This window comes from Candidatus Thiothrix phosphatis (assembly GCF_035668035.1).
Lineage (GTDB): Bacteria > Pseudomonadota > Gammaproteobacteria > Thiotrichales > Thiotrichaceae > Thiothrix > Thiothrix phosphatis.
In genome coordinates this window covers 1-23727 of record NZ_JAYMYJ010000093.1, presented here as the reverse complement: position 1 = coordinate 23727, position 23727 = coordinate 1, and the positions used below count along the sequence as shown (strand labels likewise).

The 23727-nt window shown below is 58.5% G+C and carries 19 protein-coding genes; 16 read left to right on the top strand and 3 right to left on the bottom strand.

Going from position 1 to position 23727, the window contains the following annotated elements; genetic code table 11:
* The first annotated feature begins 9 nt into the window (after window positions 1-9).
* On the top strand, window positions 10-2826 hold the full coding sequence (locus VSS37_RS09695) for a beta-propeller fold lactonase family protein (protein ID WP_324694725.1): 2817 nt from the start codon (window positions 10-12) through the stop codon (window positions 2824-2826).
* A gap of 79 nt (window positions 2827-2905) precedes the next feature.
* On the opposite strand, the gene VSS37_RS09690 is transcribed toward VSS37_RS09695, so the two are convergent.
* A complete protein-coding gene (locus tag VSS37_RS09690; protein ID WP_324694723.1) occupies window positions 2906-3721 on the bottom strand; it encodes a hypothetical protein in 816 nt (271 codons plus the stop codon).
* Complete coding sequence (locus VSS37_RS09685; protein WP_324694721.1) at window positions 3718-5184, bottom strand: class I adenylate-forming enzyme family protein; 1467 nt, start codon at window positions 5182-5184, stop codon at window positions 3718-3720. The genes VSS37_RS09690 and VSS37_RS09685 overlap by 4 nt, the downstream gene beginning before the upstream one ends.
* Between VSS37_RS09685 and VSS37_RS09680 the strand changes: the two genes are divergently transcribed.
* The 15 genes from VSS37_RS09680 (at window position 5183) to VSS37_RS09610 (ending at window position 22382) form a co-directional block, all read left to right on the top strand.
* Complete coding sequence (locus VSS37_RS09680; RefSeq protein WP_324694719.1) at window positions 5183-5764, top strand: acyl carrier protein; 582 nt, start codon at window positions 5183-5185, stop codon at window positions 5762-5764. The genes VSS37_RS09685 and VSS37_RS09680 overlap by 2 nt on opposite strands.
* A gap of 109 nt (window positions 5765-5873) precedes the next feature.
* Complete coding sequence (locus tag VSS37_RS09675; protein ID WP_324694717.1) at window positions 5874-7166, top strand: coproporphyrinogen-III oxidase family protein; 1293 nt, start codon at window positions 5874-5876, stop codon at window positions 7164-7166.
* Window positions 7167-7178: 12 nt separating this feature from the next.
* A complete protein-coding gene (locus VSS37_RS09670) occupies window positions 7179-9089 on the top strand; it encodes a thioester reductase domain-containing protein (RefSeq protein ID WP_324694716.1) in 1911 nt (636 codons plus the stop codon).
* Window positions 9086-10186, top strand: a complete 1101-nt coding sequence (locus VSS37_RS09665; RefSeq protein WP_324694715.1) for an agmatinase family protein — start codon at window positions 9086-9088, stop codon at window positions 10184-10186. Before VSS37_RS09670 ends, VSS37_RS09665 begins: the two co-directional genes overlap by 4 nt.
* Before the next feature lie 71 nt (window positions 10187-10257).
* A complete protein-coding gene (locus VSS37_RS09660) occupies window positions 10258-12039 on the top strand; it encodes a thiamine pyrophosphate-binding protein (RefSeq protein WP_324694713.1) in 1782 nt (593 codons plus the stop codon).
* Window positions 12040-12060: 21 nt separating this feature from the next.
* Window positions 12061-12921 (top strand): sulfotransferase family protein, encoded by an 861-nt coding sequence (locus tag VSS37_RS09655; RefSeq protein WP_324694711.1) that lies wholly within the window; start codon window positions 12061-12063, stop codon window positions 12919-12921.
* Window positions 12918-14147 (top strand): hydroxymethylglutaryl-CoA lyase-like TIM-barrel protein, encoded by a 1230-nt coding sequence (locus VSS37_RS09650; protein ID WP_324694710.1) that lies wholly within the window; start codon window positions 12918-12920, stop codon window positions 14145-14147. The genes VSS37_RS09655 and VSS37_RS09650 overlap by 4 nt, the downstream gene beginning before the upstream one ends.
* Before the next feature lie 56 nt (window positions 14148-14203).
* A complete protein-coding gene (locus VSS37_RS09645; RefSeq protein WP_324694709.1) occupies window positions 14204-14725 on the top strand; it encodes a LeuD/DmdB family oxidoreductase small subunit in 522 nt (173 codons plus the stop codon).
* A gap of 25 nt (window positions 14726-14750) precedes the next feature.
* Complete coding sequence (locus VSS37_RS09640; protein WP_324694708.1) at window positions 14751-16025, top strand: 3-isopropylmalate dehydratase large subunit; 1275 nt, start codon at window positions 14751-14753, stop codon at window positions 16023-16025.
* A 20-nt stretch (window positions 16026-16045) separates the two neighbouring features.
* Window positions 16046-17104, top strand: coding sequence for an isocitrate/isopropylmalate dehydrogenase family protein (locus VSS37_RS09635; protein ID WP_324694706.1), 1059 nt, complete (start codon window positions 16046-16048; stop codon window positions 17102-17104).
* Window positions 17105-17118: 14 nt separating this feature from the next.
* On the top strand, window positions 17119-18360 hold the full coding sequence (locus VSS37_RS09630; RefSeq protein ID WP_324694704.1) for a pyridoxal phosphate-dependent aminotransferase: 1242 nt from the start codon (window positions 17119-17121) through the stop codon (window positions 18358-18360).
* The gene (locus tag VSS37_RS09625; RefSeq protein WP_324694703.1) at window positions 18360-19433 is read left to right on the top strand and encodes a Glu/Leu/Phe/Val dehydrogenase family protein; all 1074 of its coding nucleotides are present in this window, start codon (window positions 18360-18362) and stop codon (window positions 19431-19433) included. Before VSS37_RS09630 ends, VSS37_RS09625 begins: the two co-directional genes overlap by 1 nt.
* Before the next feature lie 4 nt (window positions 19434-19437).
* On the top strand, window positions 19438-20097 hold the full coding sequence (locus VSS37_RS09620; protein ID WP_324694701.1) for a sulfotransferase family 2 domain-containing protein: 660 nt from the start codon (window positions 19438-19440) through the stop codon (window positions 20095-20097).
* Window positions 20098-20165: 68 nt separating this feature from the next.
* Entirely contained in the window at window positions 20166-21419 is a 1254-nt protein-coding gene (locus VSS37_RS09615) for a sulfotransferase family protein (protein WP_324694699.1), read from the top strand.
* A gap of 150 nt (window positions 21420-21569) precedes the next feature.
* Window positions 21570-22382, top strand: a complete 813-nt coding sequence (locus VSS37_RS09610; RefSeq protein ID WP_324694696.1) for a DUF481 domain-containing protein — start codon at window positions 21570-21572, stop codon at window positions 22380-22382.
* Window positions 22383-22524: 142 nt separating this feature from the next.
* Here VSS37_RS09610 and VSS37_RS09605 read toward each other — a convergent pair.
* On the bottom strand, window positions 22525-23727 hold a 1203-nt coding region (locus tag VSS37_RS09605), incomplete at its 5' end, for a sodium:solute symporter family transporter (RefSeq protein ID WP_324694694.1).

The window sequence follows — 23727 nt, the reverse complement described above, 5'->3', positions numbered from 1 at the left end:
GCAACGCCTGTGCCTGTTGAAGGCCTCAATGGTGCCATTTCGGTCGCCATGAGCAAGGATACCGGTGGTGCCAAACGCCATCTGTATGTCGCCGGGCGGGATGATAACGCGATCAGCGTGTTCGAGGTCAAAGCCGACGGCTCCCTAGCGTTCGTGCAGGCGTATTATGATGGCAAGGATGGCGTCGATGGCTTGGGCTATGTCAGCGAAATCGTCCTTAGCCCGGATAACCAATATTTGTATGCGGTAGGGCGGCTGGCAAACGCCATTTCCGTGTTCCACCGTGACGCCGCCACTGGCGCGTTGACGTTTGTGCAGGTGCTGAAAAATGGCGTGGATGGCGTGGATGGTTTGCATGAAGCCAGCGGCGTCGCCATCAGCCCGGATGGCAAGAATGTTTACGCCACCGCCGGGCATGATTCGAAAGTCTCAATCTTCAGCCGTGACGCCGCCAGCGGCAGGCTGGCTTATACCGGCGTGCTTGAAAACGGCCAGAACGGTGTCCAGGGCATTGGCGGCTCTTTCCCGATCACGGTCAGCCCGGATGGCAAGAGCGTGTATGTCGGCGGCGGGTCGGAATCCACAATCGCCGTATTTGCCCGTGATGCCGCAACCGGCGCGCTGCATTTCTCCCAGGTGATGGCGGCGGGTGCCAATAATGAGCACGGTCTGGCAGGTATCAGCGGTTTGACTGTCAGCCCGGATGGCCTGAATGTCTACGCGGCCAGTTGGGGGACTGAGCTTGGCCTTAATTCCACGGTTGCGGTGTTCAGCCGTAACCCTGACACCGGCGAGCTGGGGTTTGTCGAAACCCATGCCAACAAAACCCCGGATGGCGGCGACGTGCCGGGCATGTGGGGCGCTTTGGCGGTGGAAGTCAGCCCGGATGGCGGCAATGTGTATGTCAGCGCTTTGTATGGCAACGAAATCGCCGTGTTTGACCGTGCCGCCGGGACAGGCGCATTGAGCAACCCCAAGGCGGCCAAACAAGGCAAAGAAGGCATCGACGGCATGACCTATGTGCGTGACATGATCGTCGATCCGGAGGGGGCTAATGTCTATGCCGTCAGCCGGGTCGACAATGCCGCTGTCTGGTTCAAGCGCAATGGCGGCGCGCTGGCGTTTGGCGACCAGTACCGCAAACCGATCGGCTCCGCCGAAGGCGCGCAGAAACTGCTGGCCAATACGGATGACGCCTTCAGTGCGAAGGTGAAAGGCAGCGCCCCCTTTACCTGGCGCTGGGAAACCTCCGATGGCCGCAGCGTCGGCCCGGTCACTGGCGCGGAAGGGGCGAAGGCCACTTTCAACTGGCCCAATGCCGGGCAGTATACGGTGAAGGTCACGGCTGAAAACCGCGATGGCGTATTCACCCAAACCATTCCGGTGGAAGTGAAAACCAGCTTTGGTGCAGCGGATAAGGCCCCAGTGCTGAAAACTGGGCAGACGGAATGCTACGACGCCAATGGTGCTGGCGTCACCTGCGCGGGTTCGGGGCAAAATGGTGACCAACCGACAGGCGTCAGCGGTTCAACGCCGCGTTTCGTGCAGGCGAACGGCATTGTCACCGACACCTGGACTGGGCTGGAATGGTTGCAGGACGCCAACTGCATCAGCAGCCAATACCCGCAGTACGACCAGAACATGAAAGTCGGTGACGGCAAGGTCGCCTGGCAGCAGGGCCTGACCTTCGTCAAGGGCATCAATCAGGGGGCTTATGCGAACTGCGCCTCCGGCCATAATGACTGGCGCTTGCCCAATGTGCATGAATTGCAAAGCCTGATTGATTACGGCGCTGGCGAGCCAGCGATGGCGGGCAAGGAATATTTCAACAATCTGGCCAGCGATTTTTACTGGTCTTCCACTTCGGATGAAAATGACCCAGGTTCCTTCGCCGCCTTCTATACAACGGGTGCAGGTTCCACTTGGCGCGCCTGGTCGGTCAGCATGAAAACGGGCGAATCCACGGCGGATGACAAGGGCGGCACGCCGGTCATTTTCCCTGGCTTCAGGGGATATGTGCTACCGGTGCGCGGCCAGACCAAGGGTGTGGCGGCAGTGGCCGAGACTGGGCAAAAGTCCTGCTATGACGTGGACGGCAATTTCATTTCCTGTACCGGCACCGGCCAGGATGGCGAAGTGCAGGCGGGCCTGAAAACGCCTAGCCCGCGCTTCCAGATGGGCGATGGTGTGGTGACCGACGCTTTGACCGGCTTGAGCTGGTTGCAGAATGCGGATTGCTTGCGCACGGAATACCCCGAGTATGACCAGCAAGGCACGGCAGGCGATGGTACGGTGACGTGGCAACAAGCGCTGGATTTCGTCAAGGGCATCAACAGCAAGACCTATGACAAGTGCAGCGCAGGCAAATACAGCTGGCGTTTGCCCAATATCCGCGAAATCCAGACATTGGTTGACTTCAGCCTCGGTGCGCCTGCCATCGCCAACACCGGTGGCCAAGGCAAATGGACAGCGGGCAATCCGTTCAACAATGTCGCCAACGTCTTGTACTGGAGCTCCACTTCCGATGGGCATGCGCCTGCCAACACAGCGTCACGCGCCTGGGCTACCGGGATGCGGAGCGGCGCTTACTGGGCGGACGCCAAAAACGGCAGCGGTAGCCAGTATGGCTTCCCGATGGGCCGGGTATGGCCGGTGCTGGATGCGGGCAGCACAACCAGTGCCAGCTCAGACAGCGATACGTCCACTGGCGGCGGTGGCGGCGGCAGCTTCGACTTTGCCGTCATGCTCCTGCTGCCGTTGGCGGGTTTGCTGGGCGGCAGGTTGCGCAAGCGCTTGGGTGCGGCACGTACTTTGACTGGGGAATAAGTTTTCCATTGCCAACGGCATTCCGGCCAGTTGCTTTGTGGCTGGCCGGTTTTTACGGCAAAACGCGGTTGCGTGGCCGTCAGTGCAATTGGGTGACGAATTCAATTTCCAATTGGGCGTTCTGGTTGATGAGCTTGGTGTGGAAAGATTTGTCGTGCTTGTTTTCAATCGGGTTGGCGCTGGCGAGGCGGTAGTGCGGGCGTTGGGCGACGAGTGTTTGGAAACGGGCGTGCAGGTTGCGCACTTTGTCCGGCGTATTGACGTACAGGGCGTAATGCCAGATCGGGTCGGCATGGAACAACTGCCGCATGGTGCGGCGGTGGCCGGGCAAATAGCCGCTTTGCAGGCGCAGGTTTTGTAACAGGCGATTGTTCCCATTGCTGGCAGTCGGGGAAATGTGCAGGGGGTGATGGATGTCAAACAGCTCCAGCATGATGGTCCGCTGGTCCATGTGTATCCAGATCCGCATGATTTCGGTGTAGGCGCCGACGCGATCCTGAAACGCCTGGGAAGCGGGAAAGCGCAGGATTTTGCTGACCTGGACGTTGACGCCCAACAGCTGGCGGGCTTTGCCGAACCAGTTGTCGAAGCCTTGCAGCACCAAATCCAGCGGCTCCAGCACCTCAAAGCCCAGGTGATACAGGCGCTTGTCCTGAAAGTCCGGTGCCAGCTCATCCAGCATCTCGGTCTGCCCGTGGAAGAAGTCGGCGACGATCTGCTGGGCGGGCCTGCTGTGCGCCTCCAGCATGGCGTGGATGATCTTCTCGAAATCCAGCTTGAATATTTCCAGCAGGGCTTGCTGGGTATGGATATTTTTGGCCGCCAGCGGTTCGCGCCAGGTATGCAGCATCTGCTCGCATTCATTGCAGAGGGTCTGGAGGCGGTTGTTGGTCATGGCGTTGGCTCCAGGGTTCGGGCGCGTAGCGCCTGCCGGTCGATTTTGCCGCTGGGCAGCATCGGGTAGCGGTCGATGAGCTGGATGCTGTCAGGGCGCGCATAAGGCGGGAGCATCTCAAAGCAGTTGGCGCGGATTTGTTCCGTTGATGGCTGGCTGCCAGGGTGGGGAAGGCAAAAGGCGGTGAGCTGCTGGCCCTGCATGTTTTCCTGTTCGCTGGCGACCACAATGGCTTGGCTGATGGCGGGAATCTGCTCGAGCGCTTTTTCAATATCCGTCAGCAGCACCAGATAGCCCCGGCGGTTGAGGCTGTTGTCCGCCCGGCCCAGCACCTCCAGTTCGCCATCGGGGTGGGTCTTGACCAGGTCGCCGGTGGAATACCAGCCGCCCGGAACGGTGCGGTGGAGCCATGCGCCGGTTTCATCCACATAGCCTTCAAAGCCGCAGGGATGCTGGCAGCGCAGGACGCCTTGCGGTGCTGCGCCGTCGGCTTCCGCTGCGGCTTGCAACACGACGCCGGGCATGGGCCTGCCGACCATCAGGGCGCGTGTCTCGAGCGGGTCGGCAGGCAGGCAGGCGGCGGTGGCCCCCATTTCCGAACTGCCGTACTGGTTGACCAAGCAGCCGCCGACGCTTTGGTCGAAGCTGCGGAACAGCTCCGCCTTGATCCGTTGGCCGGAGGTGACGGCGAGTTTGTAGTGGCGCGGCTGTTGGAAGCCATGTGACAGCATTTCGCACAGGCTCGGCGTCAGGACGGCGATATTGGGGTGGAAATGTTTCTCGCGGTGCAGGTATTTGATCAGGTTGGCACCGTGCTGCACATCGATGGCGGCACCCGCCAACACCGCTGGCAGGAAGGCGGCCCCGAAACCGTAGAAGTGGAAAATGGGCACGGGGATGCAGACCCGGTCGTCGCTGGCGTAACCGTAATGCGCCACGCAGTTCTGCGCATTGCGCAACAGGGCGTCGTGGGTATGGACGACAATCTTGGCGGTTCCCATGCTGCCGGAAGTGCGCAAATACAACCGGGCAGTGCTGCGGTCGGCGTGATCCTGCGCCGGGTCGTAGCTGTCCAGCCGTTCCACCCGCAGGGCATCCGCCAATTGCTGCGGGATGGTCTTGTCCATGCTGCGGGCGGCGGGCGGGGCAATCACCAGCCGGTATTGGCAGAACGCCGGAACCGGCTTCAGATCCTGATCCTGTTTGCCGGTGGGCGGCAGCAGCATAAAGCTGCGCCCTTGTTGCAGCAGGTACAGCAGGGTGAGCGCCCCTGCCAGCGAGTTGGCGCATTCCACCGCCACACAATCGCCGCTGCCGACGCCTTGCGCCTGGAGCAGGTTGCCCAGTTGGTCGAGCAGGGCGGGGAGTTCCGCATAAGTGCAGGCACTCGCGCCATCCGTGATGGGGTTGTGCTGGATGCGGGGCGAACCTGCGTTTTGGGTGATGGTTTCTGCAAACGTCATGCTGGTTTGGGCGTGTTGGATTGGGTTCGGGAGCGCGGTTTATCAAGGGGAAATTAAACCGGCAAGTATGGTCAAGGATTCTACTATGGCACCTTGCGAGTCAACACTGTACTTAACATTTCTTAACATTTCTTCCTTTGACCACTGTTGGTTTTTGGAACATCCTGAAATGGCAGTCTGGAGGTGGTTGTTGGCTGCAAATCATAGACATTTGTTTATTTTGCCCGTCAGGGCCACACAGTTTTTATTTTTTGGTTTTATTGGCACAGGAATGATTCAGATGACGCCAGACAGAGTTGCAGTTGAAGGTTTGATTGGGCAATTGAAAGAAATTATTTCTGAAAAGATGGATGTGAATATCAGCCGGGATGAGATTGATCCTGATGTCTCTTTATTTGAGGACGGTTTGGGGCTGGATTCAATTGCCATTGTGGAATTCATTACGCTGATTGAAGAAAACACCGGCTACCGTTTCAAGGAAGGCGGTTTGGATATGGATAATTTCAAAAACTTACGCACATTAGCGGAATGTATCGCTAATGGCGATGCGTCCCTTATGCAGGCGGCCGCTTCGGCTTAATCCATAATACCTTTGGCGGGATTTGAGTGTACTAGTTTCCTGCCGCGCCCAGGCTCGTGATTTTCAGTTTTGACTGGATTCAATCTTACACATTATCAAGGTAGGGTTTATGACCATTAATACCCGCAAGGAACATGACTATTGGGATCCCAATAGAACCGGCTTCGTCACCAATTACCCCAACTTCATGCAATGGCGGCGTATGGAAAGCGGGCAAATGGGTACAGAGGGAAAACCCCTGAACTTATACCTGCATACGCCTTTCTGTGTGCAACGTTGCAGTTACTGTTATTACAAAACCACGAATTTGCGTGGTACGGACAAAAATGCCCGTATGGAGCGTTATGTCAATGCGCTGTGCCAGGAAATTAAATTGGCCGCCGACCATTATCAGTTAGGCAATCGGCCAATTAACTCCATCTATTTTGGTGGTGGCACACCCAGTTTATTGCCGGAAGCCCTGTTGGAGCGCGTGGCGCAAACGTTGCAAGACACGTTCAAGCTGGGGCATCAGCCAGAATTCACCCTGGAAGCCGAACCCATCACCCTGACGCCGGGCAAGGCCGAGTTGCTGAAAAGCCTGAATGTCAACCGCATCAGCATGGGCGTGCAGTCTTTCGATGATGGCATCATCAAGGGTTCCAACCGTTCCGATAGCGAGAAAAAGGCGCTGAAAGCCATTGAGATCGCCAAACAGACGGGTGCGGTCATCAATATCGACCTGATGAGCGGCCTGGCCGGTGAAACCATGGACACTTGGCGGCATTCCGTTGGCCGGGCGCTGTCCACTGGCGTGGAAAGCATCACGGTCTACAAGACCGAGCTGTACACCAACTCCACCTATTACAAGCAATTGCGCGACCAGGCCATTGTCCTGCCTACGGATGAAGAGGAACTGGTCTACATGCAGCATGCGCAAGACCGCCTGATGGAAGCCGGTTACCAGCCGTGGTCGTTCTACACCTTCACCAAAAATGGCGAGAACGTGCACAAGCATTCCCCCAGCATTTTCCGGGGCGACGACTGCTATGCCTTTGGCGTGTCTGCGTTTGGGCGCTTGGGCGACTGGGTGTTCCAAAACAGCAATGAGGAAGAGCGCTACCTCCAGTTTATCGACGAAGGCCAGATTCCGGTGCAGCGCGGCCACTTCCTCACCAGCCAGGACAATATGACCCGTGACGTGGTGCTGACCATGAAACTGGTCAGCCTGAACCTGGACAACTTCCAGGCCAAGTACGGCTTCCGTTTGGAAAAGCTGTGCGCGGATGCCATCGGCGAACTGCGCAACGAAGGCTACATCGATGTCAGCGAGGAAGAAATCCGCCTGACGCCCAAGGGTGTCCTGCATGGCGACTATTCCGGCAAGCGCATCGCGCAATCCCTGATGCGGATGTACCACTAAGGAGCGCCGAACATGACTTCCCAAGCCAACACATTGCAGGCCATGCAGGCGGACGCGGCGTTAGACCCCGCCATCCGCTTTGATGCGCCGTTGGTTGAATGCCCCACGGCACCCAGCGCCATCCTGCTGACCGGCGCCACCGGCTTTCTTGGCGGCTATCTGTTGGCGGAATTGCTGGACACCACCCAAGCGACGGTGCATTGCCTGGTGCGGGCGGCGGACGCTGCCGCAGCGGCGCAGCGTTTGCAGGAGCATCTGCAATTTTACGGCTTGTGGAAACCGGAATGGCGAGAACGGATTGTCGCGGTATGCGGCGATCTGGCGCAGCCGCGCTTGGGGCTGGGCGCGGCTGCTTTCGCCAGTTTGGGTGCGGCGGTGGAGGCGATTTACCACAATGGCGCCGCCGTCAATATCGTCACGCCTTATGCGCAGGCCAGGGCCGCCAATGTGCAGGGCACGCAGGAAGTGCTGCGGTTGGCCGGGCTGGAGCGCACCAAGCCGTTGCATTACGTCTCGACCATGGGCATCGTTTTTAACCAGCCGACTGAGCGGGTGTTGGAAACGGATGCGGTCGACCCGGCGTTGCAGCGCAACGGCTATACCCAGAGCAAGTGGGTGGCGGAGCAACTGGTGCACCAGGCGATCGCCCGTGGCCTGCCCGCCAGCATTTACCGCCCGGTGCGGGTGATGGGGCATAGCCGTGATGGCGTGATTGGCAATTTTGACGACTTTCTCTACCTGATTTTCGAAGGCGTCGTCAAAATGAACCAATACCCGGCGGTGGAGGGTGAAATCAACTTCGTGCCGGTGGATTACGCCTGCCCTGCGTTGGTGGCGCTTTCCCAGCAAGCGGATTCGTTTGGCAAAACCTTTCACCTGACCAACCCGCAAGCGGAATCTTGGGTCAGCCTGTTTGAAAAGATTGCTTCGCTCGGTTATCCGCTGGCGCAGGTGTCCGTGGCGGACTGGTTTGAGGAAGTGGGCAAACGCGCCAAACAGGAACCGGACAACAGCCTGTACAAGTACCTGAAGATGATTGAGCGCATGCCCAACAATATCTTCAGCAAGAAACCGGCGTTTGACGATGCCAACGCCCGCGCCGGTTTGCAAGGTACGGGCCTAAGCGCGCCGCCAGTCGATATGAATCTGGTCGGTGCCTATTTCAGGCATTTCCAGCAGGCGGGGCTGGTGCCGCGCCCTGACCGCAGCCAGTTTGTGGCGTTCACCAACCGGCTGCTGGCGGAAAGCCGCACCTTCAAGGAAAAACAGCCCTTCACTTGGCAGGAGATGGAATTCGTCGCCTACCCGACCGTGTTCTCGCCGACCTTGTTCAAGGACACTTTTTTCTACATCCGCCAGATCCCCATCCGGGCGGGCGAAACGTTTCTGGAAATGTGCTGCGGCGCTGGCCTGCTGTCGGTGATCGCCGCCATGAAAGGTGCCAGCCGGGTGGTGGCCGCTGACATCAACCCCCATGCCATTGACAACACGCTGGAAAACGCCCGCTTGCACGGCGTGGCGGACAAGGTGCAGGCGTATGCGGGCGACATGTTCGCCGCGCTGCCGGATGAGGAACAGTTTGACTTGGTGTTTGCCAACCTGCCCTATGTCGCAGTGATCGACAAGGCATCGGAAGACGACCGCAGCCTGGAAATCCTCGCCATGCACGATCCGGGCTATGGCGCGATCGAAACCTACTTCCGTGACGGTGGCCGTTATGTGAAGCCCGGTGGCCGTTTGCTGATCGGCTTTTCCAGTTCGGTCGGCGATGTTGGCATCCTGCACCGCTTTGCTGACCAGTATGGCTGGAGCCTGCAACTGCTGACCAACAAGCGCTTCCCCAACGCCAACAACTATTCACTGGAAATCTATCAACTGCTGAAACGTGCGGCGTTGGTGGCTGATGCGGGGGATGGCGCATGAGCAACGACCTCGGCGGCGATTGGAAACAGGAGCGCCCTCCCCAGCGCAATCCCGCCCGGGAGCCGGGGCCGATCGACCTGCAACGCTTCCGCGCCCTGCCGCATTATGCGGGCATCCCGACCTTCATGGGCGTGCCGTTGTGCATGAACCAGGAAGACCTGAAAGCCGGGCAGGTGGATGTCGCCATCCTCGGCGCGCCGGTGGACAGCTCCTCCGGGCAGCGAGGTGCTGCGTTCGGCCCGCGTTACATCCGTTGTGATGAACGCACCCTGTGGCACAACCCGCGCGCCATGATCAACCCGGACACCCGGGTGCGCCCCTTCGCCACCCTGAAAGTGGTGGATTACGGTGATGCGCCGGTAGACCCGTTCAGCATCGACAACTCGATGGAACCGATCCGCGCGATGGTGCGGGAAGTGGCCGAAATCGGCGCGGTGCCGATCATCCTTGGCGGCGACCATTCCATCCTGTGGCCGAACGCGGCTGCGATTGCCGACGTGTACGGCCCCGGCAAGGTCGGGGTGGTGCATTTCGACACCCATGCGGATTGTTCCAGCAGCTTTCTCGGGCATCTGGCGTCGCATGGCACGCCGGTCGCCCGTTTGATTGAGGATGAGCATATTCCCGGCAAGAACTTCGTGCAGGTCGGCTTGCACAGTTTCGCCCAGCCGGATGAACAGCTGATGGCATGGATGCGCGAACGCGGCATGCGCACGCACTACATGGCGGAAATCGACCGCATTGGCTTTGCGGCGGTGCTGGAAAAAGCCATCGAGGAAGCGTTGGACGGCCCGGAATACATTTACCTGTCGATTGACATTGACGTGCTGGACCCGGCGTTTGCGCCCGGCACCGGCACACCGGAAGCGGGTGGCCTGACCCCGCGCGAACTGCTGCCTGCCATCCGCCGCATTTGCCATGAAACCCAGGTGGTGGGCATGGACATCGTGGAAGTCGCCCCGCATCTGGACCCCGGCTACACCACGGCCATGTACGCCCGCCGGGCGGTGTTGGAGGCGCTCAGTGGCATGGCGCAACGCAGGCTGGAGATTCCGGGCAAACGCTACCTGCACCCCATTGCAGCTGGCGAGGAATAAATAGCGCCGGGACGCCCGCAGCAGCGGTGCACTGGCGGACAACCGTTTTTAACCAGGATTTGTGAGCGACAATGACAACCCCTATCCCTGCACAACCGGCAGCGGCGCAGAAGCGCACGAACTCCCGAACCCTGAGCGACCTGTTGGTCGATTACCTGGAGTTGCTGGGCGTTGAATACGTTTTTGGCATTCCGGGCGTACACGTCATCGGCCTGTATGAGGCGCTGGCACGCAGCGCCAAACGGGGCGGGCCGCGCGCGGTGCTGACCCGGCATGAAAGCGGTGCCGCCTTCATGGCCGCCGGTTATGCGCGTGAAACTGGCAAGCTGGGCGTCTGCTGCGCCACTGCTGGGCCGGGCATCACCAATGCCATCACAGGGATCGCCTCCGCCCATTCCGAGCACCTGCCGGTGCTGGTGTTGAGCGGGCAGGCGGTCACCCACGCTTTCGGGTTGGGTGCCATCCAGGAATCCTCGCCGTATGAAGCCTATTTCCCGGACATTATCGATGCCACTGGCATGTTGCAGCATTGCACCACCTACAACAGCGTCGTCACCACGCCGTTGCAACTGGAAGGCAAGGTCGCCGCCGCCATGACTGCCGCCCTGCAGGGGCCGGTGCGGGGCGTGGCGCATCTGGCCATCCCGCCGAATATTCTGGAAGCCCCGGCGCAGTCGGACAGCATTGCCTACCCCGGCCTGGGTGCCTTGCTGGGTAGCCAGCCGGATTTCGTGGAAGCCCCAGCGTTGGAAAAACTGTGGGCAGAAATTGAGACCGTGGTGGGCAATAAGGGTCGGGTGGCATTGCTGGTCGGGCATGAATGCGCAGGAGCCAGTGAGGAAATCCTGACGCTGGCGGAAATGTTGGATGCCCCCATCATGACCACCGTGCGTGGGCGTGCCTGGGTCGACCCCTACCACCCATTGGCGCGGGGGATTTTCGGGCCATTGTGGGGCCACCCCAGCGCTTTCCAGGTGCTGGATGAGCCGTTGGATTTGCTGCTGGCGGTCGGCACCAGCCTGACCCAGGCGGCGACCGGTGCCTGGGATGCGGGTGTGCTGAACGACCGTCTGGTCCATATCCACCCCACCGAGACATTTTTCACCCGGGCACCGATGGCGCGCCTGCATGTCCGGGGCGTGGTCAAACGCGTGTTCCGCGAGCTGATCGGGCGGTTGCAGGCCGCTGGCGTCCCGGCCAATCCAATGCTGGAGCAACGGCTGGCGGCGCGCGAACGGGGCGGCGTCCCCGCCCAGATCAAGGTGCAGAAACAAGCGCTGATGCAGGACGGCAGTTGCCCCATCAAGCCGCAGCGGCTGATGCACGAGCTGGCCACGCATTGCCCGCCGGAAACCCGTTTCATGATCGACATTGGCAACAGCCTGCCATGGACGGCGCATTACCTGTTCCAACAGCATCCGGAAAACTACCGCATCCTGTTTGGCCAGTCGTCGATGGGCAGCAGCCCCGGCACGGCGGTCGGCATTGCCATGGGCGCGCGTGGCACGCCGGTGGTGGCGGTGATCGGTGATGGTGCCTTCCTGATGTATGGGCAGGAACTCACCGTGGCGGTCAGCGAAGAACTGCCGGTGATTTTCGTGGTGCTGAATGACCAGGCGTTGGGGATGGTGAAAAACCGTCACAGCCAGACCAGTGAAGCCGCCGTGAAGCTGGATGTGCCGCCGGTGGATTTCGCGGCACTGGCGGAGGCGATGGGCGCGCAAGGCGTCACCGTGCGTGAACCGGCGGATTTCGCCGCGCTGGACTGGCGGGCGATGTGCGCGCGCAAAGGCCCGACCCTGGTGAATGTTTATATCGATGCGGCGGAAATGCTGCCACAAGGCATTTCCTGAACAGGCGAATGGAAGACACAGATGAGCAGTACGATTCAAGACAAGCAGTTTTTGTTCATTATCGGCGCGCCGCGCAGTGGCACCACTTGGTTGCAGATTATGTTGGGCGAGCATCCGCAGGTGTGCACCTCGGTCGAGCTGACCCTGTTTGACCGCTACATCGGCCAGTGGATGGAAACTTGGCGGCATGAGGTGGAAAACGCGCATCGCCCTGGCCTGAACCTGTTCTGGACGGAGCAGGAGTTTCACGGTTTCTTGCAGGATTTCATCTACAAGACCTACGAACGTGCGCTGGCCACCAAGCCAGAAGCCACCCATGTGCTCGACAAGCGCCCGTCTTATTCGGAGCATGTCGAAACCATCCAGACCCTGCTGCCCAATGCGCGTTTTATCCACATCATCCGTGACGGGCGCGACGTGGCGACCTCGATGATGGCGGCGGCGCGGGATTTCTGGTTCCAGACCGACACCATGCAGAAAGCGGCTACCCGTTGGGATGAAAAAGTGCGGCAAGCGCAGGTCGCCAGCCGTTTCGCCGGGCAATACCTGGAAATACGCTACGAAGACCTGTTGGAAGATGGCGTTGCCACCCTGAAAAAAGTGTTCGATTTCTGCAACCTGCCGATAACCGAAGCCCAGGTGGGTGACATTCTGGAACAGCAGGCATTTGAAAAATTACAAAGCTCGCGCAAATCCGCCTCTTCCGAATACAAGATGCCCCCTGGCTTTTACCGCAAGGGCAAAGCTGGCAACTGGCAGGAGGAACTCTCGGCCGCGCAGCAACAGCAATTTGATGACATCGCTGGTGAGTTGTTGCGGGAATTGGGTTATGCCGGAGACAACTGGGTCACACAAACAAGCAAGGAGGTAGCAAACCCATGAGCCAAGAAAACCTTAACGATTATTTGTATAGCTGGAATGCACAGCCACCGGCTCACCTGAAAACCGTGCGGATTGATGACGACATCCGCGACGGCATGCAGGCCGCCTTCATCCGCCGCCCCTCGCTGACAGAGCGCAAGGAACTGCTGGATCTGAGCATCAAGACCGGCACTTACAGCATCGTGTTGGGCTACCCGGCGGTTTCCCCGCAGGAGTATGAGGAATGCTTGGTGCTGCTCAAGCATGTGGAGCAACAAGGCTATGATGTGTTGCCGACGTTCCTGTCACGCCTTGCGGTTCAGGATCTGGAATCGATTGTCGCCCTGAACGAAGCCTGTCCCCGCAACCGGGTGCGGGCGGAAATGTTCATTGGCACCAGCCCGCTGCGCCGCAAAGTGGAAGGTTGGGATTTCGAAGCCAATTTGGCGCGCATCCCGCAAGTGGGCAAGTTCCTGAACGACAACAACACCGACTTCGGCATTTCCCTGGAGGACGGCACCCGTGCGCCGCCGCAGGATTTGGACCGTGCCATCAAACTGGCGCTGGATGCAGGCGTCAAGGATCTGGCCATTTGCGATACGGTCGGCGACTGCACCCCGGATGGTGCCGCCAGGATCACCGAGTTCTACATGGAGCGGATTGCACAGTCCGGCCAGGATGTCGAGCTGGTCTGGCACGGCCATAACGACAAGGGCTTGAGTGTGGCCAATGCGTTGGCCTCTGCCTCCGCCGGGGCGGACACCATCAGCGGCACCTTCCTCGGCATTGGCGAACGGGCAGGCAACACCCCGCTGGAGCAGGTCATTATGCTGCTGCATCAGGCAGGCAATGAGAAATACAACTTGGCGGCGATTCAGCCTTACTGCGAAAAATGGTCGGAATACGCCGATATTGCCATCATGCCGTCCATGCCCCTGGTGGGCAAACAAGCGTTTGCGACCGGCGCAGGCACGCATTCCGCCGCCGTGCTGAAAGCGCGCAAACTGGGCATTGAGTTTGAGGATGCGGTGTTTTCCAGCATTGCGGCGCGTGAACTGGGCCGGGTGCAGGATGTGGTGGTCACGCCCACCAGCGGCAAATACAACGCGCATTACATTCTGGAGCAGATCGGCCTGCCCCCGTCCGACCAGCTGGCCAGCGAACTGCTGGAATACGCCAAGTCGCAGAACACCTGGATGAACGGCGATGACATCCGCCGTTACTTTGCTGGCCGTGGCCTCGCCTGACGCCGCGCCGATGCAGGGATTTTATTGAAAGCAATGATTTGATACGAGGCATTAGTGTGGAAAACATAATTACTGGAAAAGCTTTTTATTGCGGTGATTTCGTCGATACGGATGTGATGTCGCCAGGGCGTTTTGAACCGTTCGGCGATGATGAAGCGCTGGCCCGTATTGCGCTGATCGATTATGAGGCCAACCCGCCATTCGTCGACCCGGCCACTGGCCGCTCCCCCTTTACGGTGATTTTCGCCGGGGAAGAGTTCGGCTGCGGTTCCAGCCGTGAGACTGCGCCGATGGCGCTGGCGCTGGCAGGTGCCAAAGTGGTGATCGCCCGCAGCTTTGCGCGCATTTTCTTCCGCAACTGCGTCAATCTCGGCGTGATCCTGCCGATCATCTACGACCACCCGTATGACGAAGGCATTGTCGGCCAGGAAGTGACCGTCAATGTGGAAGGGCGTTACTTCCAGGTCGGGGACAAGCAATACACCTTTGGCGACTTTGGCCCGCTGTGGCCGATCATCAACGCGGGCGGCCTGACCAACTACACCAAGCAGCGCATCGCCGCTGGCGAACTGGCCTGAACGGATTAGGATAGGAACACGTAACATGAGCAACATCCCCCAAAGCATGACGCACAAGATCATGGCCCGCGCCAGTGGCCGTGAGCAGGTCGCCACCGGCGATTTCCTCGAAGCCGACATTGACATGTGCTTCACCCATGACCCGGCCCTGCAAATCATCCGCAAGTATTTCTACAAGGAATTCGGTGCGGACGCCCGCGTCTGGGACCCGACCCGCATCGCCCTGTTCCAGGATCACCTGGTGCCAGCCAAGGATGCAGGCAGCCGCCATCTGGCGATTGCGATGGACAATTTCGCCCGCGAACAGGACATCAGCAAGTATTACCCTTACGGCCAGAACTACGGCATCTGCCACATCATGATGTGTGAGCGCGGCCATGTGTTGCCGGGGCAGATGATCCTCGGCACCGATTCCCATTCTGTCACTTACGGCGCGTTCAATGCCTTCGGCAGCGGCGTGGGCGTGGAGGACATGCTGAATGTGTTCCGCACCGGCAAGCTGTGGTTCCGCGTGCCGGAAGTCATCGAAGTGCGCGTGGAAGGCAAACTGCCGGAAGGCGTGATGGCCAAGGACATTATCCTGCGCCTGTTGGGCGACATCACCATGGCGGGCGCTTCCGGCAAGACGCTGGAATTCACCGGCTCCACCATTGAGAACCTGTCCGCCGAAGAGCGCATGACGCTGTGCAATATGACCGTGGAAGGCGGTGCCAAAAACGGCATTATGGCGATGAACGACGCCGCGCGTGAATACCTGCGCAAGGCAACCGGCCGCGACAGCTTCGATGAAGTGACCACCGACCCGGATTTCGAATACAGCCAGAAAATTTTCTATCAGGCTGAAGAGCTCACCCCGATGGTGGCGTACCCGCACCGCCCGGACAACACCCGCACCATCGCACAGGCCAAGAGCGAAAAGATCAAGGTCAATCAGGTGTATGTCGGTTCCTGCACCGGCGCCAAGATGGAAGACCTGGAAGCCTTCACCCGTGAAATCAGCGGCAAGAAAGCGGCCCCCGGCATCAACCTGATCGTGGTGCCTGGCTCCATGCGCATTTACCGCGAACTGCTGGAGCGCGGCATGATGCAGACCCTGATGGACAGCGGCGCGGTGATCGAATCCCCCGGCTGCAAAGCCTGTTACGGCGCGCACGGCGGCGTGTTGGGCGACGAGGAAGTCTGCCTCTCCACCACCAACCGCAACTTCAAGGGCCGTATGGGCAACCCAGGTTCCGGCGTTTACTTGGCCTCCCCGATCGTGGCGGCCAAAACCGCTGTGGCCGGTTACATCACCGACTAATCAAGACAAGGACAACAACCATGAGCAAATATCAGATTTTGTGCATGCCGGGTGAAGGTATCGGCCCTGAAATCGTCCGTGAAGGCGAACGTGTGCTGCGTGCGGTCTGCAAGCTGTACAACCTGGATGTGGACATCACCCAGCATCAGGTCGGCGAATCCGTGCAGGCGGAAACCGGCTACCCGATGTATGCGGCCACCCAGAAATTGTGCGACGAGCTGCAAACCAACCCCAACGCCGGGATTCTGTTCGGCGCGGTCAGCAATGAGCCGATCGGCATCCTGCGCAAGCGTTACGACCTGTTCGCCAACCTGCGCCCGATCCGCGCTTACCCGCAGATCAGCTTCGCTTCGCCGCTGCGCCCCGAGCGTGTGCAGGGCACTGACATCATGATCGTGCGCGAGCTGGTTTCCGACATCTATTACGGCGACTACTCCGGCGGCTTCGACAAGCAAGGCCGTTGGGCGCAACAGGCGATGTACTACCACGAAACCGAAATGCGCCGCATCACCCGCAAAGCGCTGGAAGTGGCGCGTCAACGCCGCAAACAGCTGCACCTGGTGCACAAGGGCAATGTGCTGATCGACATTTTCGGCATCTGGCGCGCCGTGCTGAAGGAAGAGGCGATGAATTTCCCGGATGTCGATTGCCAGGACATCCTGGTCGACAATATGGCGATGCAGATGGTGCTGCAACCGACCGGGTTTGACGTGCTGCTGTGCTCCAACCTGTTTGGCGACATCCTCAGTGACTTGGGCGCGGGTGTGGTCGGCTCCATTGGCTTGTTGCCATCCGCCAGCATCAATGAGTACGGTTTTGGCCTGTACGAGTCCATTGGCGGCACCGCGCCGACCATCGCTGGGCAGAACAAGGCCAACCCGCTGTCAACCATCCTGTCGGTTGCGATGATGTGCCGCCACACCTTCAAGCATGAAGAGGCCGCGCAGCTGATTGAGGCGGCAGTCGAGAAGACGCTGGCGGAATACCGCACTGCCGACCTTTACGAGAACGGTTGCACGCTGGTGTCCACCAGCGAAATGGGTGACCGGGTGATCGCCAATCTTGGTTCATCCTTGTAAGGGAGGGGCTGGGCGTGACTTCCAGAAATTACAGGTTTTATCCCCCCTTGGCGATGGACAAGGTGATGGATGTGTTCGCCAGGGCAAACCATCGCGGTTTGGAGCCTGTCAATTTTGGCAAGGGGGTGTCGACCTTCAACCCCTTTGCCTACCTGGATATTCCGCTCACCAATGAGCAATTGGGCAATCATGTCAGCTACGGCGACATCAATGGCTTGATGAGCTTGCGGCAGGCGGTGTGCCGCTATTATGCGGAAAAGTTTGACTACGAGCTCTCGCCGGAACGGGTCTGCATCACCGATGGCGCGTCCGGTGCCCTGACCATTGCGTTCGCCATGCTGGTGGAGTCCGGCGGTGAAATTTTGCTGCCGGAGTCCTGTTACCCGGCCTACAAGATTCTGGCGCAGGTGTTTGAAGCCAAGTTCCGCTTCATTCCGCTGCGGGAGGATCGGCGTATCGACATTGAACGCCTGCCGGAGCTGATCACCAAAAAGACGCAGGCGATCATCATCAATTCGCCCAGCAACCCGTATGGTGCCTTTTTGCGTGAAGAGGAATTGGAAGCCGTCACCAGCCTGGGCGTCCCGGTCATTTTTGATGAGGTGTACCAGCCACTGGCGTTGAGTGAGGCGGTTATCCCCAGCGCCATCCGTTTTTCTGACCGGCATCTGGTGCTGAACAGCTTTTCCAAATCGTTGGCGATTGCGGGTTTCCGGGTCGGTTACCTGATTGTGCCGGAACCCCAGATGCAATTGATGACGAACATCAAGGCCATCCTGAACATGTGCACCAGCCTGCCCAGCCAAGTGCTTGCCGAAAGGCTGCTGGAACATTGGGACAGCCTAGTCAACAAGCACCGGGAAATGCTGATCAGCAATTGGTCTATCTTTGAACGTGCCGCCAAACAGCAGGGGTTGAAGCTGCTTTCCCGTCCGGAAGCCGGTTTCTTCACCACCCTGGATGTGTCCGGTTCCCGGCGCAATGCGATGCAGGCAGCGTTGGAGCTGGCGCGCAAACACGCCATCAGCTCCAGCCCGGGCATCGATTTTCAGGAGCGGGACAATAACTTCCTGCGGCTGAATTTCGCTTGCGCGGCACAGGAAATCGAACCAGGCTTGGCGCGGCTGGCCGCTTATCTGGCTGACCCTGAGCAACCGGAACAAACCGGCGCGCGCCCCCCGACGGCCAGGACTGGCAAAAACCGGGAATACCTTATGAGTAATTTTTTGTCTGCGAATGTATTGGGGAACCTGTGATGGGTGGCGACGGCAAGGTGGAGGCGCTGTTGCGCCAATGGGGCGGCGAAAATGTCGTAGTCCGTTATGATCAGCAGACGGGGGCATGGCTGTTTATTGCCATCCACTCCACGCTTGCCGGCCCCGCCGCAGGTGGCACCCGCATGAAAGTTTACCCCGACTGGACTGCCGGTTTGCAGGATGCCTTGCGGCTGGCGGAAGCCATGACCTGGAAGCTGGCCATCCCGCAAATCCCCAATGGCGGCGGCAAGGCGGTGATCGCCCTGCCGGAAGGCTTCGACCCTGCGGAGCGGGACGGGTTGCTGCGCCGCTACGGGAGCCTGGTGGCGCAGTTGCGTGGCTCGTTCCTGACCGGCCCGGATGTGGGGACTTCGGCGCAGGACATGGACATTATCGCCGCCACCGCAGGGAATTATGTGGCAGCGGGGGATTCGTCCGCCCACGCCGGATTTTTCACCGCACTGGGTGTTTTCACCGGCATCGAAGTTGTTTGCCAGCGTTTGTTCGGCAGCTCTGATTTGAAGGGGCGCAAGGTGCTGGTGCAGGGTGCTGGCAGTGTTGGCGGCGCGCTGATCGGGCGGCTGTTGTCCGCCGGGGCGCAGGTGCTGTTCACGGAGGTGGATGCGCAGGCGGTTCGCCGCGTCGCCAGTGAATGGCCGACAGCCGGGTTCATCCCGCCTGCGGAAGCATACGCCACCCACTGTGACATTTTCTCGCCCTGTTCGCTGGGGGGCGTGCTGAACCAAGGCACCATTCCCCAGTTGGCATGCCGCGCCGTGGTCGGTGGGGCCAATAACCAACTGGCCGAGCCTGACGCCATCAACCTGTTGCAGCAACGCAATATCCTGTATGTGCCTGATTACGTGGTGAACATCGGTGGGGCCATGGCGGTCGGCGGGCTGGAGGAATGCGGCTGGACGCTGGCGCAGACAACGGAAAACGTCAGCGGGCATGTCCGGCAAGCCTTGCAACGGCTGCTGGATTTGGCGGCGGAAGAAGCGATTCCCACCCCCGCCGCCGCCCTCAGGATTGCCCAGCAGTCCTTGGCGTCATTACCACCACGGGACGCCTGACCACATGCTCATTTCCCATAGCCACCGCTTCATCTTTTTCCATATTGCGAAAACCGCAGGCATCAGCGTGCGCAAGGCGCTCGGCCCGTATTGCGAGGAGCCGGAGCGCTTCCGCATTCCGCGCCCGCCTGTGTCCATCAAGGGGAAGCCCAACCCTTTTTACGAAATCTGGGAATCGCTGCTGCTGCATGCGACCGCCCAGGATGCGCGCAAGGAATTGCCGGGGGACAGCTTTGGCAGTTACTTCAAGTTTGCGTTTGTCCGCAACCCGTGGGACTGGCAGGTGTCGATGTACCATTTCATCCTGCGGGAGGAAACCCACATCCGTCATGAGCTGGTGAAGTCCATGGGTGGTTTCGAACCGTTTCTGGAATGGGTGGTCGCCACGCCCAGGCCTTACCCCAAAGGCGGGCTGAAATACCAGTATGAAGCCATCGCCGATGGGCAGGGCGAGTTGCTGGTGGATTTTGTGGGCCGTTATGAAAGCCTGCCGCAGGATTTCCAGCAGGTGTGCCAGCAAATAGGCGTGGAAGCTGCGCTGCCGCACCTGAACAAGAGCAGCCACCATGATTACCGCACGTATTACAACGACCGCACCCGGCGGATGGTGGCGGAGCATTTCGAGACGGATATTGCATTGTTCCAGTACCGGTTTGGGGACTGAGCCGATAACCGCGCGTCTGCCAGCGGCAGAACCTGTTAACCGCCGCACCCGGCAAGGAGGGTGAGCCGATGCTGAACCTGTTGAACCCGGAAGAAATCAATGATCTGACCAACCAGTTGTTGGCGGATGGCGGGCGCGCTGACTTGCCGCAGGCGGTATTGGCGGAATTCACCGATAATGTGGAAACCTTCCGGCATGGCTGGGGAGTGGCGTTTGCCCGCTTTGGGCGGGGGTTGGCGGGCGAATTGGCGTATCAGGATTTGCTGCTGGATTTCCGGGAAAAAATTGTCCCGGTTGTGAACCGGCATTTGCACGAAGACAGCCAATACGCGGCGGAAAAAATCCTTTGCTTTCTGGAGCCGCCAGCGGATGAGCGCAAGCGCCTGGACCAGCACCTGTTGCAGTTGCGCGCCAGGGTTTTCCGCGCCGCCGCCAACAACGCCGCCAGCGTGCCACCGCCTGAATTTGACCGGCCAGTGTTCATTGTTTCTGCCCCCCGTTCGGGCAGCACGCTCCTGTTCGAAACCTTGTCGCGCTTCCCGGAGTTGTGGACGATCGGCATGGAAAGCCATGAAGTGGTGGAAGGCATCCCGGCCTTGCATCCGGCGGCGCATGGCTATGGGTCGAATTGCCTGGGCGCGGCGGACGCTGCACCGGAGGCCGTCGCCAGCCTGCGTGAACGCTTTACCCGGCAATTGCGGGACCACGACGGCCAGACCTATGTTTCCCTGCCGCCCGAAATGCGCCCCGCCGCCGTGCGCTTCCTGGAAAAAACCCCCAAGAACGCCTTGCGGATCCCCTTCCTGAAAGCGGCATTTCCCGGTGCCCGTTTCCTGTTCCTGTACCGCGAGCCATGCGGCAACATCAGCAGCATGCTGGAAGGCTGGCGCGCGCGCCGCTTCAGCTTTTATTCCCGGTTGCCGGGTTGGCCGCACCGCACTTGGTGTTTCATGCTGATCCCCGGCTGGCGGGAGCTGCATTCCCGGCCATTGGTGGAAATCGCCGCCCGCCAGTGGCGTTTCACCAACGAGCGCATCCTGGACGATCTGCAACAGCTGCCAGCCAGCGACTGGCTGCGGGTGAATTATGCCGACCTGATCCAGGAGCCGGGCAAAACGGTGCGGGACATCGCCCGCTTTGCCGATTGGCGTTGGCATGACAATGTGGATCAGCATGTTGCGGACACTTTGCCGGTGTCGAGCATGACCTTGTCGACGCCGCACCCCGAAAAATGGCGCAAGCACGCCGATGAGCTGGAGTTGGTGCTGCCAGGGTTGGATTCCCTCGTCGCCAGGATTGCAGCGGGACAGGGAGGTGCTTGAAGCTGAGTAGTGTTTTTTGATTGGGCATGCCCCGCTAATCAACAAGAGAAATGTTAAGAAATGTTGCGAGCTATTTTCGAGGGGTGGGTTCTGTCACTAGAATCGGTTCCCGTATGCATTAGGCTCAATATCACAAATTGGAGGGTGCCCGTGTCTGCAAATAATGTTGTTGGAAATGTGCCGAAAGCCCTGTTATGCGGCTTTTGCCTGGTAAGTTTCGCCATGCCGGGTTATGCCCTGGCCAAGGATAAGGGCAAAGATAAAAAGGTTGCGGCAGCGGCTGACGAGGAGGAAAAACCTGGCTGGTCGGGGACATTTTCATTTGGCCTTAAATCCATAACAGGCAATACCAATACCGGGTCGGGTAATGCAGACCTAAGCCTGGTTTATGATCCGCAGACCAATTGGAAGCATACCATTGCGGGCAGCGCTGATTACGGCGAGCGTGCCGCAGGCCGGGGAAGAAAGAAAACGGAAATGCAGAACGCCAGCACCGCCACCTATAAAGCCGAATATGCCTTGAACCCCAGAGATACGCTGATTGGCTATGTGGGTTATGAAAGCGATAAGATTGCCGGGCTGGATTCTGAGTATTCAGCCGGTGCCGCCTATTCAAGAAAGCTGTTCCAGAACAAACGGAATAAATTGTCCGCTTCCCTTGGGGCTGCCTATATTTCCCGTGATTACAATGACGGGACTGACGGCTTGGATGAAACGGCTGGCCGTTTTGCCGTTGACTATAAAGGAAAAATAACGGACAGCATCAGTATCAGCGAGCGCATCGTGGTGCTGGCTGGCAGCTCCTTTACCACCTCCAGGGCCAAGACCGACCTGAAATATGCGATTACGGATAAGGTGGGTGTGGTGCTGAAACATGAAGTCACGCACAACACCTATATTCCGCTTAGTGCCATTGACAAGACTGACAGCACCACCAAGCTCAATCTGGAAATTGATTTCTAGGAGAGGTGCTGTTAACTAAACCTGAGCACGGCTCTTTCTCGGGAGGGGGGTGTTCCTCTGTGCGCGACAAAAAAGCTGATGGCTTGCAGGGTCACAAGGCAAATTGTCGCGTGCAGGGGTTCTAGGGTTAGCTTGGCAGCCATTACTTTTGGGCAAAGTGTTTGGCGATGTGGGTGCCTATTAATTGAAGGATGAAGGTGCCCACGGTGGCGACCAAGGCAATCATTGAGGTTGTTATGGATATGCCTTGGGAGATGGCAGAATAAGTGCTTGCAATAAAACCAATCCCCATCGGAAGCAACAATGCCCAAGTTGTCAGTTTATCAGTGATCCATACAGCATAAGCGATGGTGGAAAGTATCAGTGTCAATCCCAAGAAATAAAATGTCACTGACACAATATCTTTGAAAATGACAGAGCCAGCAGTCCCAATGATGGCGAGCATGATGATGCTGATTCTTATCCATTTGACGACGGCTGTTTCTTTTATCCAACCCATCCTTAACAATATGTCTTGTACTAATGAAGCGGCTGTTGTGTACATGAAGGTGTCAGCCGAAGATAAAATGGCGGCAAAAAAGACCAGAAACCATAATGCGGTCAAAGCAGGATGAATGCCATTCATGATCTCCGCGACACCTGTCACCAGCCTCAATTCAGGGTCAATGTTTTGAAGGTTTTGCATTAGCATTAATTTGTAACAAATGAAGGACAGTATCCCGCCAAATATAAAAAATGATACGGAGGCAATGGTGGTGGCCTTGAAATAATCCATGGTGGTGTTCGCAGCATAAACGCGTTGCCATAATTCAACGGAACCCATGGGGAACAATAAGCCAATAAAAATAAAGAAGATCACTTTCCCTATAGGTAAGCTTTCACTTCCCCAGATGGAAATGTTGGCTTGCGGCAGGTTTCCGTCTGCATGATAAAGGGCAATGGAAATGATTGAGCCAATGATGATTAAAGAATAGAACTGTATAATGTCCGTTTTGACGACGGCATTGAACCCGCCTTTTATTAAGTAAAGGGCAATGATAAGGGCAAGAAATGAGGTGGTGAATAATGTTGGCCAGCCACTAATGATACTGAGCAGCATGCCTCCGGCAATCAGGTTTGTCAGTATCCAGCCACCCACGGATAGTATGGAGAGGGCACTGATGGCGATGCCAGCGTTTTTTCCATAATGGTGCTGAAAATAGTCTGCCATGCTGTAATAATGGCATTCTTTGGATTCCTGGTGAATTTTTCGCGCAAAGATGTAAAATACAAAGTAGCCTATCACATAGCCACTAAACAACGCACCAGCTAAAGCTGGTGGGTTTGCGAGAGGGACTGAAAGTCC